Below are 18,735 nucleotides of genomic sequence, written 5' to 3'. Positions count from 1 at the left end.
GCATTCTCATCCCCGCACTTTCACGGCCTCCAACAACGCATGTGCAGCATGATTTATTGTGCGCATGCACAGTATGAAACTTTCCCGATTGCGATAAAAACCACTTGGAAACCGTGCCGGATTTACGGCACACTTGATGCTACATGCTCTAATATCCGGGTGATCCATTGCCCCACGCAACCATGCATCAGACCCGGTACAGGAAACTATTCAGAGAACCCATATGACGTCATACGATGCCGATCAGGAACTCCGCGCCACGTCCAACCGAACATTTCTTGTTGTGATTGATGACAGCGATGAAATGACCAAGGCGTTGCGCTATGCATGCCGCCGCGCGCAACATACCGGCGGCCGCGTTGCCCTGCTTAGCGTCATTGAACCGGCCGAATTCCAGCACTGGATGGCGGTTGGTGACCTGATGAAGGAAGAAGCCCGCGAAGAAGCCGAATCACGGGTCAATGAACTTGCCGCCTATGTGCATGAACAAACCGGCACAATGCCGCTTCTGTTCATTCGCGAAGGCCGTCTCAAGGACGAATTGCTGAACCTTCTGGAAGAAGAAGAACAGATTTCCATCCTTGTTCTTGCGGCCGGCACCACATCCGAAGGCCCGGGGCCACTGATCACGGCACTGACCAAAAGCGACACTGTCGGTCAGCTCCGCCTGCCCCTGACAATCGTCCCCGCCGCACTGTCCGAAGCCGACATTGACGCGTTAAGCTGATTTATCAGCGCCTGTCGTGGATCGGTAAATTCATCCGACGTTTTCAGCCGGAACGGCAATACATTCCTCAAGGAACTGCATATAAGCATCAAAGGATGATTTTTGGCCAAACAGGATATGTGACCGGCTTTTGATTGCGTGCGAGACAACGGATCGGCGGCGCTTGTCCGTCGCAAGTGTCAGGGCGGTATCGACGTAATCCGCGGAATGGTAGGCGACGCAATCAAACACCGATATCTGGCGGTAACAGGTGTGGCTGCGACGCGACCGCGCGGCACTGCCCGGCAATGTCACCAGCGGCACACCAAGCCCCAGACAATCAAAGGCCAGCATCGCGTCATTCCATGCCGGACTTTCAAGCACCACATCCACCGCGCAAAGCAACGACAGCAAATCGGCGCGGCTGCGCACATTGACAAACCGCATGCGCCCGGCGACATCGGCATAGTTCACCGCAAAACGCCGTCCCCATGCCGCATCCCAGCTGTCGCGTTCCGGTGCAATCAGCAACAGCTCAGCCGTTTCATCAAGACGCAGGATTTCCGCAATCAGCGGATCAAAGTCGGCCGTCAAAACATCAAGCGGCTGCGGGCAGAGATAGGTGTTTCTGTCCTGTGCCAACCGCCAAAGCCGTTGCAGTTCCGTCGGCGTCATATCGACATTTTCGGGCGGTGTCGCATTAACAAACAGTCCTGGCAACCGGATCAGTTTTTCACTGAACCGTTTTTCACCACCGGCCGTTTCCCAGTCTTCTGCGATCAGGTGATAGTCAATATTTGAAAGACCACTGGTCGCGGCAATCCCGCCACCGGAAATTTGAACCGGTGCCAGACGCCAACTTGCCAGCAACATGGTATAGGCATCGGCCTGCGGATCGGCATAATGCAACACATCAAGATCAAGCCCGGAAATCACCCGGGCCGAATGCAGCGGATCAAGCGGCAACGGCACGACCAGATCGGCATGTTCGTCAATCCTCGACGTAATATCGTCTTCGCCGGTTGGCGGACGGATGATCGTAACATCAAACCGATCACGATCAATCGCATCAACAAGCCCCAAAATCCAGCGACCAATCCCGTTATCACACATATTGGCCGACACGATCCCAAGGCGGATCTTGCCCCCTTGCCGGGGTTTGCCGGGATCAACATTGGGAACATCATAGCCCGAAACCAGCCGTTCCCAGTAATGCCCGACGGCGCGCAACTGCTTGTCACCTTCCGGACGCAGGGCCGCACGCCAGACCGGCGGGAACCGCGTCAGGATTGCCGGGTCAATGCGATCGGATGCGACAAAGGCCAAATCGGGTTCAATGGCATCGTCATCAAGCGTGTCATCAAGCAGATCACGAATGACTTCGTCATTCTGGGCCGCAATATTGGTTGGAACCGGCGCAAACAACAAACGACGTGCGGTTCGAAACAGCGCGGTGTTTTCACCGGCTGCGATTTTGCGGTCGATACCGTTTTGCAAAACAGACTGGGCTGATGCGGTGTCGCCTTCTTCGGCAAGTTCGACAGCCAGTCTGAAAACCGCATCATCACCGCCACCGGCCCCGATGGCCGCCCCGAACCGTTCGACGGCTTCGCTATGACGGCCAACAAGACTTAGCGCCTCGCCCATCATCAGCAGCAATTGGGGATCATTCGGATTGGCCGCAACAAGCGGCTCAAGCGCACCGATTGCCTCGGTCCCCTGTCCGACCCGCAAGTTAAGGCGCGCCAATGTGCGCCGTGCTTTGGCATCATCGGGATCAAGGGCAAGAACCTGACGCAAGCAATGCTGTGCACCGGCAAACTGGCCAAGCCGGAACAAGGCATCACCATATGCTGTCAGGGCACGCTGGTTTCCCGGCTCCAGCGTCAGGGCGCGGCGCAAAGGTTCGCTTGCCGACACCGTGCGTCCCTGATCAAGCCGGATCTGGCCGATCAGCACCAGCGCATTGACAATATCGTCGCGCATTTTAAGGGCGGTCAAACAGGATGTCTCGGCACCGGGAATGTCGCCCATCGCATAAAGACATGCGGCATAGTTGGCGTGAATTTCGGCAATATCCGGGGCCAGTTCCAGCGCATATTCATAATTTTCGCGCGCATCCTGCAATTCATCAAGTTGCCGGTATGTATTGGCGATATTGCAATATAGCGCCGGTGCATCCGGACACAGCCGAATGGCCCGCTTGAAAGCGCCCACCGCTTCGCGCAATTTGCCGATCGCCTTTAAGGCCTGCGCGTGATCATGTTGAATTTCCGCACTGTTGGCATCGGCTATTGCCGCCCGCCCCATCCGTTCCGCCGCAAGAGTTTGATTTCCCTGTCGGGCTGCGACCAGGCCTGCCAGATGCATGGCTTCTGCGGCTTGTGGATAGGCATGGATCAGCTTGCGGCAGGCTTCTTCTGCCTCCGCCAGCTGGCCTGCTTCATACAAGCCCAACGCAGTTCGGTAAGGAGCGTCAAAATCAGACAAGGAATACCTGTTGCGATAAAGAGTGCGATTACCGGCCACCATAAGGGCCAAGCGTTAACAAACCACGTCTTTGCCACAAATAATCGGCCCTGACCATGCCCGGCCGATCAAATCTGTAACGCGTTTCAGGAATATGCGTCCCTTTCTGAAGTCGGAATAAACAAGATTAAAGTAATCACCTGAAAACAAACAAAAATCCCCCGAACTACAGTCGGGGGATTTTTCTGGAAAATCATCACGCGGTTATCTTTGCGCCTGAAACGGCACTTCAAGCCGTCACTCAAAACCGGAAACGGACCCTATGCCCGGTTGGCATAATAACGCCCGAACCGGTTCGAAAGCAGATCATCCAGACCGACTTCTTCCTGCCGGACATAGCCGGAGCCGGGCAATTTGGACGTCATCACCATATCCATCACCGCACAAAGGCCCGCGGATGTCGTGATCTGGATCGCGGACCATTTTTTGCCACCGATTTCCGTGCCATGCACCTTGCGGATAAAGTTTTCTTCGCACAGCTCGCCATTACGGGTACCGACCGCATCGGCAAAGATCACAATGACATCCTGCTGGGTTACCGGCAGGGCATTTTCAAAGATTTCCTTCATCATGTCGGGACGTTCGCCAAGACGCAGATCTTCGATCAGGATTTTCAGGATTTCCTGATGCCCAGGATACCGCACAGTCTTGTAATCAAGATTGTCCACCTTGCCTTCGAGCATGTCACAAAGCGCCCCAACCCCGCCCGATGTGTTGAAGGCCTCATACTCCGTGCCATCAATGGTGAAGCGTTCATAACCTTCAAGCGGCAAGACTTCGACACGCTTGCCATTGAGGATCGCCTCGCACGGATTAAGGTATTCATTGATCAGGCCATCGGTTGACCAGGTCAGGTTATATTTCAAACGGTTGGTCGGGTTTTGCGGCAATGCACCGACGCGCAGACGCAGCTTTTTGACCGTATCAAACCGTTTGAACAGATCATGGGCGGCGATTGAAATGAATCCCGGTGCCAAACCACATTGCGGCACGAACGCACCAGCCGCACCTTTGGAAATTTCACGAATAGCACGGGTGGTTTCGACATCTTCGGTCACATCGAAATAGGATGCCCCAACCGCGCGTGCGACGCGGGCAATCGCAACATTAAGATAGAACGGACATGTCGACAAAATGGCGTCGTGCCCGGTTGCCACGTCGGTCAGTGCGGCTTCATCGGTGACATCGACCTTGATCAGGGTTGCCGCATGATCCTGGGCGCAAAATTCAAGCATTTCGCCATTGGCATCGGCAAGCGTAACCGCATAGTCGCCACTTTCATTGAGCATGACTGCCGCCATACGGCCGATTTTGCCCGCACCAAGAATCAAAATCTTTTTCATTTTCTCTCACTCCCGACTGAACTGACACCTTTGCGATGGATGTCGTTGCTGCCCTGATAACGTTTTGTTGTTTACCCCTTGATTCTCCGCCGCTGGACTAACGCTTGCAACCCGGCAATACTGTCAAAACAATTGAATAACCCGTCATTTTTATGGGTATCACCGATGAAACGTCGCCTTGATGAAACCGACCGCCGTCTGATCGCCAAATTGCAGGAAAATGCCCGCATTCCGACTGCCGCCCTTGCACGCGAAGTCGGCCTGTCGCGCAGTGCCGTTCAGGAACGCCTCGAACGGCTGGAAAAATCACAAACCATTACCGGCTATACGGTGCAGCTTGGTGATGCGGCACGACCGGTTCTTCTGGCCGAAGTAATGATCCAGCTTGAACAAAAACAGTCTGCGGGCGTGGTCGGTGCCTTGCAGAAAATACCGCATTGCATCCGGTGTCTGGCGATATCGGGGGAATATGATCTGATTGCCGAAGTTGCCGCCGACACACCGGAAGAACTTGACGGTGTGCTTGACCGGATCGGCGGGCTTAGCGGGATAAAACGCACTTCAAGTTCAATCATCCTTTCAACCAAGTTCGATCGCCGCTAAGATGCCAGTTGAGGTTGGGGAACCTCTTGTCAGAAAGAAAACCGAGTGACATCCAAACGCAGATATTCTGTCCTTTCTGTTCTTCTTGCCAGTTTTATCGGCACCAGTGTCTTTGGCGTTGGCCTTGCCCTTTATGTCGGCCTTGGCACGGCCTATGAAAACACCCGCAATCTTTGGGTTATGCTGGCCGATATCGATCTGACATCGGTTCAGCGCACCATGCATGAACGCATGAGCGAAGTCGACGAACGGTCCAACTGGGTCGCCCGACAGGTTGCCGATGGCAATCTTGATCCAAGCTTCCAGTACGGCTGGACCAACGCCATGCGGGCGCTGGCTGCGGCGGATATGGATGTGATGGCCTATGGTCTGGTAACCGGTGATCGGCAATTTATCGGTTTTAATCCCGATGATATGAGCGAAATACGCCGCACCCTGCCCCAGGATGACATGCTGTTTTCGGAACTGGCACAAATTCGTGGCCCGGTCGCCAACCGCACCGGTTTCCCGCGCTGGGATCCGTATTTCAATCGCACGGTCCTGACCAGCTGGGTGCCGCTTTTTTATGACGGGCACTATCTTGGTACCTTCATACAGTATCTTTCGCTGTCCAATTTGTCGGAAAGCCTGATTCGCGGCCGTGAAGATTTACCCGGAACGCCATTTATCCTGATTGGTGGCAATCGCGTGATGGCCCATCCCGATTTGCGCGACTGGGGTGAAAATACCGCCAACAAGCTGATCAACGGGGCCGATATTGCCCGAAGCCCGATTCCATTGCCGACCATCCATGATATCGGCGACCCGGTTCTGGCCAATATCGGCAAGTCCGAACGCATCAGGACCGACGAAAAGGATGCCCGCCAGAATACCGGGCTGCGCTTGGCGGGGCTTGAAGTTGATGGCAGATACCATCTGATCGTCACCCGTCAGGTTCTTAATGCGCCGATCTCGCCGGTCATCATCGGCATGCATTTCACCGAAGAATTGTTTGACGACGAATGGGACAGGCTTGTTCTGGCCTCGATCCTGGGTGGCGGGGTGTTCATTTTGGCTGTTATTGTGGCGATTATATTGTCCAAACAATTCACCAAACCGATCCGCCGGTTTGCAGCCGCCGCGCGCGCATTTGAAGATGACGACATCGCATCAATTGATGTGCCGCAACTGTCGGGCAGCCGTATCCGTGAATATGACGATGCGGCACGATCATTCAATCACATGATGATGGCGGTTCATGACCGCGAACGCATCACAAGCCTGTTTGGTAAATTCGTGCCCCAGTCGATTGCCAAAAAGCTTCTGGCATCGGGAAATGATTCCGGGGTCCTGCCGCCGCAACAATCCGAAGCAACGGTTCTGTTCATCGACATTGCCCATTTCACATCCATGTGTGAAAGCCTGCATCCGAACCAGATTATTGCAATGCTCAATGACTACTTTGATTGCGCAACGCAGATTATCGAATCACATGGCGGCATCATCACCCAGTTTCAGGGGGATGCGATCCTTGCGGTCTATAACGTGTTTGATGATCTTGAACATCACGCCGATGCCGCACTCGACAGCGCCATCGCCCTGCAAAACGAAGTCTCGAACCGCACCTTTGAAGGGTTGAACATTCAGGTGCGCTGCGGGGTGAATACCGGAACAATGGTGGCCGGGAATGTCGGGGCCAAGGCACGCCTGTCCTTTACCGTGCATGGGGATGCGGTCAATACCGCATCGCGCCTTGAACAGGAAAACAAGGTACTGGGCACGCGCATTCTGATTTCAGACAGCACACGCAACCTGCTGACCGATCCGAACCGCGTCATCAAGGCCGGTGATGTTCTGTTGCGGGGCCGTCACAGCAAAACCGAACTGTTCACCACAAACGGGTAAGCAGCCCCCACACACCATCGATAAAAAAGGCGACCGCAATATTGAAACTGCGGTCGCCTTTGATTTTGCCATCGTGACAAACATGAAAAACAAAACGCCGCATTGGATGAACCGATGCGGCGTTTTGTAAAACCTTTGAGAACAAGGTACCGGGAATTAACCCTGGCGCGCCTTGAAACGCGGGTTCTTTTTATTGATCACGTATACGCGGCCACGGCGGCGCACGATACGGCAGCCTTTTTCCCGCAGCTTCGCGGATTTCAATGAGTTCCGGATCTTCATAATCTTAAACCTTAGAAACTTGGCCCCTTCGAGGAAGCCGGAAAATAGAAGTACGACATGCCCCTGTCAACACTAAAAACAGGTTGCGGCGACAGAAATTGGAACAAATCCCGTCAAAGTCGCCTGCAGCAGTCTGAAACCTGAGCGATCAGTTGATCGTTGCGTAGAACCGATAAAAGGCCAGCGAGCCATTTTCAAGCATTTTTACGCGATTCATCCACATTTCCATCTCTGGAAGCAGATAATCCATCACATCCGGGTCCAAACCGCTTTTCTGAATATCCGACAGCATGGTCATCCAGGCCTGTTTGATATGCACAAGATGGGTTTCCGACTCATCCTTGGCGATGCGGATATCAAATTTGAGCTGTCCCAGACGGGATTTGTATTCCTGTGCAGTCCAGGGGAAAAGATCATCCCCTTCGAGCTTGGCCCATTGCGCAAGCCCGTCCTCGTCAAGATCGCGGGTCAGGACATAGTCGGTCAAAAGAATCTGGCCCTGTTCGCGCAACGTCCCGGCCAGTTCGCCCAGAAACGTCTCTTTGCCCGGCACCTTGTAAAGTTCGCCGAACGAATAGACGACGTTGAAATAGCCTTTGCGCAGTTCGGGTTTTTCGGGATCGAATTTCTGAACGGGGACCTTTTTCTGGACACCGGCATGAACGGATCGCTCCATCCCCAACAGTGCCAGTTCCCCATCCTGCTCATAGGCGGTCACCCAAACGCCAAGCCGGTCTGCCAGAACACGCGCAACCCCGCCAAGCTTTGCCCCGATTTCAAGACAGCTGAGCGTTTCATCAAGCGCAAGCGGCTTTGCCAGTTCAAGGGCGTAATCATGCCCGCCCGGGATCATGATCCCGTGATCAAACAGCTTGTCATACAGCCTGATTCGCTCGGGCGGCCACCGCCCGATTTCGTCATCAAGATCAAGTTCGCCCAGTTCCGGTTCAACCGGACGCGCCAGCCACACACGCATTTTGCGCAACCAGTCGGCATAGGCGTCTATTTCAAGCTGAAGCAGATAATATTCAACCGGGTCATCATAGCCTTCCCACTTGGCACGCAAACGGGTCCCAAGGCCAAGATGATGCCCGGGCGGCATCTCGAACTCGGACGCAGCCCCCTGCCCGCCATCTTCGGACAGTTCGCCGTCATCGTCGGCTTTGCGTTGCCAAAATTTGAGTTTCAAGACGGCTACCTGCTTATTCGAAATGCGTGCTTACGTGATTCTTGCAAAATATGACAAATAGGCAAAAGTGACAACGTGTTAAGATTTCAATCATATGATTGCACCCGTCACCGCCGGCAGTAAAATCCATGCTGGCTGATCGCGCGCACCGGAACGTTTGTCAGGACAGGAATCTACATAAGACATGAACAAGGATCGTCTTGGCATCTATTACAGCATGCTGAACATTGCGCCAGGCGCGAGCGCAAAGGAAATCAAGCTCGCCTATCGCAAACTGGCATTTGAATATCATCCGGACCGCAATACCGATCTTGATGCCGAAGAAAAATTCAAAGACATCACCGAGGCCTATGAAATCCTGATTGGTGAACGCAAGCCCCCTGCACAGCCATCGGGCAACAACACCAGTCGGCCCAATGACGGCACAAAGGGCAAAACTGCCGCGTCTGAAAAGCCAACTGCATCCGGCTATGGCCCGAATGCAGCCGGTGCGCAAAATGCGAACCGCACCAGACAAGGCTTTGCCGGAACCGGCCGCAAACAGGAAAAGGCCAAGACCGGTACGGACGAAAAAACCGCCCGCGCCAATCAGGCCTATCGCGAACAGCAGGCCAAAACCGGCACGCGCAAAAGCAACATCCATCCCGGCGCCCGGCGCCATAACCGCAAAAAAACCGATAGCAACGCCCAGGGTTTCATTGCCTGTGCGGCAACCGGTGTGGTTTCGGCCCAGCCCAGACAGGTCGAATTCAAGATCGTTCGCGGCTTCCTGAATTCCTGCAAAACCGAAACACTTACCGCCAATCTGGCCCCCAAGGGGGCAAAGCGGATGGCGCTTAAGGCAAGTTTCATTACATGGCTTCGCGGATTCTGGGGATGGCGCAGCATCGTCCCGGCATGGAAAGCCATTCTTGGCAACATGCGTGGTGGCACCTTCCCGCCCGAAGGCAATGCCAAAATGCTGTTTGCCCATGCCAACGCCTTTGAACGTGCCGGCAACAAGCCGCTTGCTCGCGCAGTATTGATGCAGGCACTTGATTTCATCGGCACCAACAGATCGGTTCTTGCCGAACAAATCCGTGCCAGCTTACGCCGCCTTGAAGATGGCAGCCCAACCCGGCGTGTCCGCGATGAATGGAAACGCGCAGGGATGCTTGATGCACTTTTGCATCTGAGCCCGTTATTTGTTCTGATTTTTGCAGGCCTTCTGGCATTTGGCCCGGGTCAGGGATTTGTCACCCGCGAGATCCCTGAACTGGTGGCAAAACAGGGCAGCCAGATCACCAAGCAGGTCAAACAACTGATCGGTGAGGATCGCGATCCCTATTATGTGGATCGTGAACTTCTCAATATGCGTGACGGGCCAAGTGTGAATAACAAAATCATCCGCCGCCTGACGCGTTTTGAAACGGTTTATATTGCCGGTGACAGTCAGGGTTTCTGGATTGAGGTTGAAACCACAATTGGCGAAAACGGCTTTGTGAACCTTGATGCGCTGGTTCCGGGCAACGGATCGACTGCGCGCGATAACTGGTGTGCTACAAACAAATGCGACTGACCGAAACATTCCGGTCAGTCGCACAACAGACTTCTAATCCGTAGGTCCCGTTTGCGCCCAGGCGGGCACTTATCCCTTGGTCGGGATCGCTTTCAAGGCCGCAAGCAGATAATCCCAGAAACGTGCGACACTGGGCACATGAACGCATTCATCCGGGCTGTGTGCGCGCTTGATGGTCGGGCCAAACGAAACCATGTCCCAATGCGGGTATTTCGCACCAAGAACACCGCATTCAAGACCGGCATGGATCACGCGAATTTCCGGATCCTTGCCAAACATGTCGCGATGTACCGACTTCATCATTTCGACAACTTCGCTATTGGCATTGGGTTTCCAGCCCGGATAGGCATCCCCCCACGCAACACTCGCCCCGATCAGCTCAAACACCGCAGTTGCCGCTTCGCGAATGGCATCACGGGCCGAATTGATCGAACTGCGCGCAGACAAGGTCACCTTGGCCGTGCCGTCCGCCACCTTGACAATCGCCAGGTTGATCGAGGTCTCAACCACCCCTTCAACCGATGTGCTCATGGCCTGGACACCATTGGGCGCACCGACACAGGCATTGTTGAATTTCTTTGAATCGGCTGCGCTCATTGCCGTTTCCGGCAAATCGGCATCTTTCGATGCAATCGCGAAATTCGGCTCAATCGCGCCAATTTCATCACGGACATCGCCGGCAAATGCCTTAAGCGCGGTATCAAATCCGCCAATCTTGCTTTCGGGCAGAACAATGGTGGCAAAGGATTCACGCGGGATGGCATTTCGCGCCGTACCCGCATTGACCGCGACAATACGAGCATCAAAATCACGAATGGCCGTGCGCAGGAAACGTGCCATCAGCTTGTTGGCATTGCCCAGACCAAGAATGATATCGATGCCTGAATGACCACCCTTAAGCCCGGTCAGGGCAATGTCGCGGGCCACATATCCGGCACCGATTGCTTCGGGGCTATAATTGAAGGTCGCAACAAGATCGCCCCCACCGGCACACCCGACACACAGTTCATATTCATCTTCGGTATCAAGGTTCAGAAGGATTTCACCCTTAAGACGTCCCGGCTCCAGATTCATCGCACCGGTCAGGCCGCGCTCCTCGTCGACCGTAAACAGCAATTCAAGCGGTCCGTGCTCAAGCCCGTCTTCGGTCATGAAGCCCATCATGGCAGCAGCACCAATACCGTTATCGGCACCAAGGGTGGTGTTGTCGGCCGTGATCCATTCCCCGTCCATCTGCATCCGGATCGGGTCGGTGTCAAAATTATGAGTCGAACCGGAATTGGCCTGGGTGACCATATCCACATGCGCCTGAAGGATCGTCATTTTGCGATCTTCGTAACCCGGTGTTGCCGGAACACTGATCACAAGGTTCTGGCCACTGTCACGAAAATGCGAAAGCCCCTTGTCATCCGCCATTTTTTCAAGCAGCCGAAGCACTGCTTCTTCCTTGGTTGACGGGCGTGGCGTATCACAAAGTTTCTGGAAATTTTCCCAGATTGCGACCGGCGCAAGTTTGCTGATCTCGTTCACGGTGGCGCTCTCCTGTTTGATCTGTTCAGTGTGTTTGAACTGAATATTGTCGGTTATGCGGTTTCGCGGGTTCTGACTGTTGATTACCCTATCACTGGCCGAATTTAAAGGGCATCTACGTGTTTTTACGCAAAGCGCAAGCAAACCGGCAAAAGACCTTGGCCCATCGCAGAAAACGGCTCAAACCCGGCGTCTGGCGCAAATTGCTGCTGTGTCAATCGACACCAACCGTCGTGCTGCGCCGTTGCAACAGCATGACATCGCGCCACTGCCCGGCCATCGGACCGTATCCCATACGGCCGAGTCCGCGACGCAAACCGACTTCGGCAAATCCGTGCCGTTTGTGAAGTGCAATACTTGCGATATTTTCCGGAAAAATACCGGCCTCAAGCGACCAGATACCTTGGGCCTCGCTTGCCGCAATCAGGGCACCAAGCAATGCGGTTCCGATCCCCTTTCCCTGGGCGTCGGGATCGACATAGACCGATATTTCGGCAACACCACGATAAACACAGCGACTTGAAACCCCGGACAACCCGGCCCAGCCGACAACCCGGTCCGTTTGATCGCAGGCAACCAGACGGCATTCATTCAAATGTCCGTTATCCCAATCATCCCACGTCCCGGGCTGGTCCTGAAAAGTTGCGTTTCCGGTGCGGATCCCGCGCCCATAAATCTCGATCACAGATGCCCCGTCTTGCGGGGTCATGGCACGGACAATCATGCTTCGCTCTCCTGATCGTCAATGGTGTGGCACCAAAGGACGGGTCAAATCGCAACAACCTGTCGCTGGAAAAGAAAAAGCATCAATCGCGCACGTGATCAAGTCCGCCGTCAAAGGCGGCTGCGCGAAACAGCCCCTAGTTTTCAGGATCACGTTCAAAGGTTTTGAAAATCATGCGATCGCGGCCGGCATCCTTGGCCTCATACATTGCTTCATCGGCCAGTGCCATCGCATCGGCCAGATCAACAGACTTGTGTCGGCCTTCACCGCCAACGGTGGCCCCGAAACTTGCCGTCACCTTGACGAGTTCCTTGCTGCCCTTGGATACCGGAACTTCAATCGCGCGGATCATATTCGACAGACGTTCACCGATCCGTTTCGTCACCGCGGCTGTTGCAGATGGCAGAAGAACGGCAAATTCTTCACCCCCGAGACGCACAACAAGATCATCGTCACGCAGGGCCTGACGCAGGGTTTCGGCCACCTTTTCAAGCACCCGGTCACCAATCGCATGTCCATATGTGTCGTTGATGTCCTTGAAATAATCCAGATCCAGAATGATCAGACCAAAGACCCAGCTTTTATCCTTAAGGTGGCGAATTTCGCGCAGGCGGCTGACCGCGATTTCAAAGCCGCGCCGGTTAAGGGCACGTGTCAGCGGATCGGTTGATGCAAGGGTATCAAGCATCTGCTCCTTGCGTTTGTGATCGGTGATATCGGTCGCCGACACCATGATCCCGCCGCCATCCATCATATTCATGCGAATGTCGGCCAAACGCCCGGACGGGGTTTGCATTTCATCAAGTGTCGAATGACCGTGCCCATTCAGCTTCATCCGCGCACAGCATTCGTAAAGTGCCGATATGTCAAATGCCGGTGCATCGCCATCGGTATTGGGCACACCGAACATCCTGGCAAATTCATAGTTGTGATTGATGACATGCAAATCTTCGTCAAGCATCGCCACCGCCGATGGCACAAGCCGGATCACCTCGGTCACGGCATGTTCAAGACTTGCCTTTGCACGCACAAGTTCGTCATTCATTTCGACTTCGTCGCGCACATCATGTGCTGTCGTCAAAACAGCAGGCTTGCCATCGTGCCACAAAATGCGCTCGTCCGTCAGATCGCGCCAGACGGAACTGCCATCATCAAGAATGTCGCGCACCCGGTGGCGATCGCCGTGGCGTTCCCCGCTCAGGATACCGGCAACATGTTTAAGGGCGCGCGGGCGGTTTTGTTCGGGGATAAACCGCAAAACATTGGGATTTTCCATGAATTTGCTGGCATTTTCCGCCCCCATCAGATGGGCGAACGCATCATTGACGTATAATGCCGTCATATTGCGATGAACCATGACCCCGATAAAGGACCGCCCCAGCATGTGATCAACCTGCATGGCGGTTGTGCCATTGTCGATCATTTGCGCTGTGGTCAGGACCGCATTGCCCTGATCCCATTCCACGGTTTCGTCGCTGATTTCCATCCAGACCGGGGTGCCGTCGGTACGGATGTTATAGACCTTCTTCCAGCCGTGAAATCCGTTGCTTTCCTGGAACCCTTCGGCCAGCTTTTCAGCTTCGTGGTGGAAACTCGGCGGGATATACTGACGCATGTCAGGTTCGCTCATGAAATCCTGGACATCACGGCGCCCCAACATCTTCGCATAGGCATCATTGACATACACAGCCTGCAAGTCCTTGTGTACGACAACTCCTACGCGTGATCGTCCATACAGACGTGCGATTTCTGTTGGCTCGAACCGCATCAACGTCTTGTTTCCCCCGAAACCCTGAAATCCAAAACCACACGATATGCCACCATGCAGCTTGATTGGTGCCTTAAATACTACAACAGTTCAGGTATAATTAAAACCGAGGGATGCCCTACCTATCCCTACGAACACCCCGCAAACTGCAGGTTCAGGCCGCCCACCACCTTGAGATTCACCAAATACATACATAAGAATAAAAAAATATTACCATGAGTTTAGATTGTCTTAGATCACTCTCCTTTTGCATTGTAAACCCTTTAGCCTGATATACGGACAATGACCGAACAAAAACACGCACGCCCACGACAATTTCACATTCTTGACCAAAAACGCGGCTGGGATGGATATTTCAAACTTGATGTCTATCGGCTGCAACATGACAAATTCGATGGCGGCAAAAGCGCGATCCTTGAACGCGAAGTTCTTGAACGCGGTCATGCCGTCGCACTTCTGCCCTATGACCCGGTGCGCGACGAGGTTGTCCTGATCGAACAGTTTCGCCCCGGCACCCTGTCGGTCCAAAACCATTATCCCGACATGCCGGTCTGGCTGACTGAAATTGTTGCCGGCATTATCGAAGACGGCGAAAGCGCAGAAGACGTCGCACGCCGCGAAACGATCGAAGAAGCCGGTTGTGAAATCATCGGCCCGCTTGAACTGATTTCGCGATATTATGTCACACCGGGCTGCTCAAGCGAGACAGTGACCATGTATTACGGACGGGTTGACACATCCAAAGCCGGTGGCATTCACGGTCTTGCAGACGAAGGCGAAGACATTCGCGTCTTTACCGTCAGTGCCGATGAATGCTTTACCATGTTGCAGAATGGACAACTCTGCAATGCAACAGCGACGATTGCCGTACAATGGCTTATGCTTCATCGCGACCGCATCCGCAGAGAAGCAGGCGTCTAGGGGATTTTCCGGATATTCGGAGATATGATATATTTCACACAAACTTTGCGTTGTAATTTTCAAACCATCTTGACTTTTGTGTAATAAAGCCCCAATCAACAACTAATCAAATTTTGAACTCACCACGTTTGGAGTCTGTCATGGACATTCGCAATGGCACCATCGAAGCCATTGGCCGCACCCCGCTTGTGAAACTGAAAAAGGTTTCCGAGCTGACGGGTTGCACCATTCTTGGCAAGGCGGAATACGCAAACCCGGGCGGCTCTGTCAAAGACCGTGCGGCGCTTGCCATCATCCGCGACGCAGAGGCCCGCGGCCTTTTGAAACCGGGCGGCGTTATCGTCGAAGGTACGGCCGGCAATACCGGTATCGGCCTTGCTGTTGTCGGCAACGCCCTTGGCTATCGCACAGTTATCGTCATTCCGGAAACCCAGAGCCAGGAAAAGAAAGATCTTCTGCGTCTTCTGGGTGCGGATCTGCGCGAAGTGCCGGCTGTCCCCTATCGCGATCAGAACAACTATGTTCACGTATCGCGCCGTCTGGCCGAAGAACTGGCAAAAACCGAACCCAATGGCGCAATCTGGGCCAACCAGTTTGACAACGTCGCCAACCGTCAGGGTCATATCGACACCACGGCCCCCGAAATCTGGGAACAGACCGATGGCAAGATTGATGGCTTTATCTGTGGGGTTGGTACCGGCGGCACGCTTGCCGGTGTGTCGATGGGCCTGAAAGAGCGCAACAAGAACATCCAGATCGGCCTTGCTGATCCGATGGGTGCGGCACTTTACAGCCACTATAAATTCGGCGAACTGAAATCCGAAGGCAGCTCGATCTCCGAAGGGATCGGCCAGGGCCGCATCACTGCGAACCTTGAAGGCATCGAGATTGACCACCCGTTCCAGATTTCCGACGAGGAAATGCTGCCGATCGTCTTTGACCTGCTGAAGGAAGAAGGCCTGTGCATGGGCGGTTCGACCGGGATCAACATTGCCGGTGCGGTGCGCCTTGCCCGCGAACTCGGCCCGGGCAAAACCATCGTCACTGTTCTGTGTGATCTTGGCACCCGGTATCAGAGCAAACTCTGGAACCCGACCTTCCTTAAGGAAAAAGGTTTGCCGAGCCCCGACTGGCTCTAGGACCATTTGATGTCTGAAACGCAAAACCCCACCAGAATATCTGGCGGGGTTTTGTTATAAGTGCGCGAATTTTTCCGCCATCAGGTCGCATCGACCAGTTCACCCTTTACGGCATTTCCACCGGCACCCTGACCGCGATCACCCGATGCCTTGGCGGCCAGCCGCCACAGATGAATACCGCATAGTAATGCACAAAACAGCAACGCCACGGCAAATCCCGCCACCGCGTTCCATCCTCCGTGATCCCAGAACCATCCGCCAACCGATCCCATGATGCTTGATCCCAGATAATAGGCCAGAAGATACAGCGACGATGCATGGCCCTTTGACGTCTCGGCAAGACGACCAACCCAGCCACTGGCAATCGAATGGGCAACGAAAAAGCCGCTGGTCAAAACCACAATGCCGCCAATGATCCCGCCCAGACTGTCAAGCATGGTCAGAACAACACCAAGCCCGGCCAGCAGCACACCAACCACCAGCACCGGCCCGCGCCCCAGCCGATCGGAAAGCGCCCCGGCAATAGACGACATCACCGACCCGCACAGATAGACAACAAAGATCAGGCCGATCTGACTTTGGCTCAGGCTATAGGGTTCATCAGAAAGCCGGAACCCGACATAGTTAAATACCGTGACAAAACACCCCATGGCAAAGGCGCCAATCAGAAACACATAAGGCAGGCCCGCATGTTTGAGGTGCCCGCCCCAGGCCCGCAGGTGATAACGCACCTGAAATCCCGGGCGCCGGACAAAGTTGCGCGATGCCGGCAACAAAACAGCAAAACCAAGGGCCGCAAGCAAACCGAACGCCCCCATCGCACCAAGGGCCGTATGCCAGCCAAACATATCAGTCAGAAAACCGATCACAACGCGGCCACTCAAGCCCCCGATTGCGGTCCCGCTGATATAGATGCCCATCGCCATGCCCAGCCCCTTGGGATCAATTTCTTCGGCCAGATAGGCCATGGCAACCGCGGGCACACCACCAAGAATAAGCCCCTCAAGTGCGCGCAATACCAGAAAGGCATGCCAGTCTGACAAAAACGGCGCAATCAGGTTCAGGATCGATGCCACACACATTGACACCAGCATCAATTGTTTGCGCCCGGCGGCTTCCGATACCGCACCAGCCAACAAAATGGCAAAGGCCAGAAACCCGGTCGTCAGTGACAATGCCAATGAACTTTCCGCCGGTCCGACACCAAAATGACTGGCCAGTTCCGGCAAAAGCGGCTGCACGCAATAAATCAGGGAAAAGGTCGCATAGCCTGCAAGGAAAAGGGCAACACTGATACGGCGGAATGCCGCCGATCCCGGACTGATCCAGACCGGTTCGGATGACATTTGCGCATTGGTGGACGCGAGCGGGCTTTCAGCACATTGGGGGGACGTGCTGTCATTATCCGCCGTATCAGCAGCGACGTTTGAATGTGGCTCAGGTTTTTGATCCCGAGAAACAGACATTTGCGACCTCTTTTGGAAGGGTTCGTGGGGTGTGCTTATGATTGCATTCCACGCGCCATCCGTCCAATATATGAAACAGTCATTTTTGATATGTTTTGGATATACCACCGATGGAACTGCGCCATATCCGTTACTTTCTGGCTGTTGCCCGCGAAGGCAACTTTACCCGTGCGGCTGCGCGGATCGGCATCGGTCAGCCCCCGCTTAGTCAACAGATCCGCGATCTTGAAACCGAAATCGGTACCGCCCTTTTTCATCGTGTGCCCCATGGCGCCGAACTGACCGAGGCCGGGGCAGCATTCCATGACGTGGTCGCGCAATTCCCCGATCTGGCAGAACGGGCCATTCGTGCTGCCCGTCGCGCCGGGCGCGGTGAAACCGGCACCATCCGGGTTGGATTTACCGCATCGGCGGCCTTCAGCCCGTCGGTTCCCGGTGTCTTTCGCGATTTCAGACGTGCCTTTCCGGCCGTTGAAATGACGCTGGAAGAAAGCAACTCGGCCCAGCTTGTCACCCGGCTTAAGGAAGAACAGCTTGATGCCGTCTTCCTGCGTCAGGATGCGATTGCCGATGACGGCATTCGTCTGCATGTGATTTCGTCCGGCCCGATGGTTGTGGTGTTGCCTGCCGGGCACCCGGCGGCAAAACATGATAAAGTCTCACTTTCTCAATTGCGCGATGATGCCCTGATCCTGACCCCGCGCGATGTCGGCCCGACACATTATGACAAGGTGGTCAGTGCATGCCGCAATGCCGGGTTCGAACCCCAAATGGGCCAGATCGCCCCGCAGCTCGGATCAGTCATCAACTTTGTGGCAGCCGAACTTGGTTTTTCACTGGTGCCCAAACCCATGACGCAGCTTCAGGCCAATGGCGTTGTCTATCGCGAAATTGATGGTGAAGTCCCGATTGCCGAATTGTCGCTGGCCTATCGCAGCAACGACATTTCCATTGCCCTTCGCAATTTCGTCAGCCGCACCCTGGCCGCCCATCGGTCATTTTCCGAACCCGACGATGATTGAGCCATAACAGGACTGGCAAGACGATGATTTCGGGCTAGATTAATGCCAACTGTGAAATCAGGCGCCCCGCA

The 18,735-nt window shown here is 54.5% G+C and carries 15 protein-coding genes; 7 read left to right on the top strand and 8 right to left on the bottom strand.

Annotation, left to right across the window (positions count from 1 at the left end):
• Positions 1–223 precede the first annotated feature (223 nt).
• Positions 224–727 (top strand): universal stress protein, encoded by a 504-nt coding sequence (locus tag AUQ42_RS12025; RefSeq protein WP_068519321.1) that lies wholly within the window; start codon positions 224–226, stop codon positions 725–727.
• A gap of 30 nt (positions 728–757) precedes the next feature.
• Here the strand turns inward: AUQ42_RS12025 and AUQ42_RS12020 are convergent, their stop codons facing one another.
• Positions 758–3,196 carry a tetratricopeptide repeat protein gene (locus AUQ42_RS12020; RefSeq protein ID WP_156480882.1) on the bottom strand — a complete coding sequence of 813 codons (2,439 nt, stop codon included), beginning with the start codon at positions 3,194–3,196 and terminating at the stop codon, positions 758–760.
• Between the two features lie 299 nt (positions 3,197–3,495).
• A complete protein-coding gene (locus AUQ42_RS12015) occupies positions 3,496–4,578 on the bottom strand; it encodes a saccharopine dehydrogenase family protein (RefSeq protein ID WP_068519320.1) in 1,083 nt (360 codons plus the stop codon).
• 165 nt (positions 4,579–4,743) lie between these two features.
• Between AUQ42_RS12015 and AUQ42_RS12010 the strand changes: the two genes are divergently transcribed.
• A complete protein-coding gene (locus AUQ42_RS12010; RefSeq protein ID WP_068519319.1) occupies positions 4,744–5,181 on the top strand; it encodes an Lrp/AsnC family transcriptional regulator in 438 nt (145 codons plus the stop codon).
• 45 nt (positions 5,182–5,226) lie between these two features.
• Complete coding sequence (locus AUQ42_RS12005; RefSeq protein ID WP_068519318.1) at positions 5,227–7,065, top strand: adenylate/guanylate cyclase domain-containing protein; 1,839 nt, start codon at positions 5,227–5,229, stop codon at positions 7,063–7,065.
• A gap of 156 nt (positions 7,066–7,221) precedes the next feature.
• On the opposite strand, the gene ykgO is transcribed toward AUQ42_RS12005, so the two are convergent.
• Both ykgO and AUQ42_RS12000 read right to left on the bottom strand, forming a co-directional pair.
• A complete protein-coding gene (gene ykgO / locus AUQ42_RS15665) occupies positions 7,222–7,347 on the bottom strand; it encodes a type B 50S ribosomal protein L36 (RefSeq protein WP_007090004.1) in 126 nt (41 codons plus the stop codon).
• 148 nt (positions 7,348–7,495) lie between these two features.
• Positions 7,496–8,536: a methyltransferase domain-containing protein gene (locus tag AUQ42_RS12000; RefSeq protein ID WP_068519317.1), complete on the bottom strand. Its 1,041-nt coding sequence runs from the start codon at positions 8,534–8,536 to the stop codon at positions 7,496–7,498.
• Between the two features lie 184 nt (positions 8,537–8,720).
• Between AUQ42_RS12000 and AUQ42_RS11995 the strand changes: the two genes are divergently transcribed.
• On the top strand, positions 8,721–10,094 hold the full coding sequence (locus tag AUQ42_RS11995) for a DnaJ domain-containing protein (protein ID WP_068519316.1): 1,374 nt from the start codon (positions 8,721–8,723) through the stop codon (positions 10,092–10,094).
• A 69-nt stretch (positions 10,095–10,163) separates the two neighbouring features.
• On the opposite strand, the gene AUQ42_RS11990 is transcribed toward AUQ42_RS11995, so the two are convergent.
• From AUQ42_RS11990 to AUQ42_RS11980, 3 genes are all read right to left on the bottom strand, one after another.
• Entirely contained in the window at positions 10,164–11,624 is a 1,461-nt protein-coding gene (locus tag AUQ42_RS11990; RefSeq protein WP_068519315.1) for an aminoacyl-histidine dipeptidase, read from the bottom strand.
• Between the two features lie 214 nt (positions 11,625–11,838).
• On the bottom strand, positions 11,839–12,348 hold the full coding sequence (locus AUQ42_RS11985; RefSeq protein WP_068519314.1) for a GNAT family N-acetyltransferase: 510 nt from the start codon (positions 12,346–12,348) through the stop codon (positions 11,839–11,841).
• Positions 12,349–12,484: 136 nt separating this feature from the next.
• Positions 12,485–14,116, bottom strand: coding sequence for a diguanylate cyclase (locus tag AUQ42_RS11980; RefSeq protein WP_068519313.1), 1,632 nt, complete (start codon positions 14,114–14,116; stop codon positions 12,485–12,487).
• A 282-nt stretch (positions 14,117–14,398) separates the two neighbouring features.
• Between AUQ42_RS11980 and AUQ42_RS11975 the strand changes: the two genes are divergently transcribed.
• Together AUQ42_RS11975 and AUQ42_RS11970 are read left to right on the top strand one after the other, a co-directional pair.
• Positions 14,399–15,037 (top strand): NUDIX domain-containing protein, encoded by a 639-nt coding sequence (locus tag AUQ42_RS11975; protein WP_068519312.1) that lies wholly within the window; start codon positions 14,399–14,401, stop codon positions 15,035–15,037.
• Between the two features lie 140 nt (positions 15,038–15,177).
• Positions 15,178–16,176, top strand: coding sequence for a cysteine synthase A (locus tag AUQ42_RS11970; protein WP_068519311.1), 999 nt, complete (start codon positions 15,178–15,180; stop codon positions 16,174–16,176).
• 80 nt (positions 16,177–16,256) lie between these two features.
• Here AUQ42_RS11970 and AUQ42_RS11965 read toward each other — a convergent pair whose 3' ends face one another.
• On the bottom strand, positions 16,257–17,642 hold the full coding sequence (locus AUQ42_RS11965; protein WP_082817834.1) for an MFS transporter: 1,386 nt from the start codon (positions 17,640–17,642) through the stop codon (positions 16,257–16,259).
• Between the two features lie 110 nt (positions 17,643–17,752).
• Here AUQ42_RS11965 and AUQ42_RS11960 point away from each other — a divergent pair, with 110 nt between their 5' ends.
• Positions 17,753–18,664: a LysR family transcriptional regulator gene (locus AUQ42_RS11960; RefSeq protein ID WP_068519309.1), complete on the top strand. Its 912-nt coding sequence runs from the start codon at positions 17,753–17,755 to the stop codon at positions 18,662–18,664.
• Positions 18,665–18,735: the final 71 nt, after the last annotated feature.

This window comes from Thalassospira sp. MCCC 1A02491 (assembly GCF_001613785.1).
GTDB classification, from domain to species: domain Bacteria; phylum Pseudomonadota; class Alphaproteobacteria; order Rhodospirillales; family Thalassospiraceae; genus Thalassospira; species Thalassospira povalilytica.
The sequence above is the reverse complement of the archived record's forward strand: the minus strand, read 5'-3'. Positions and strand labels throughout refer to the sequence as shown.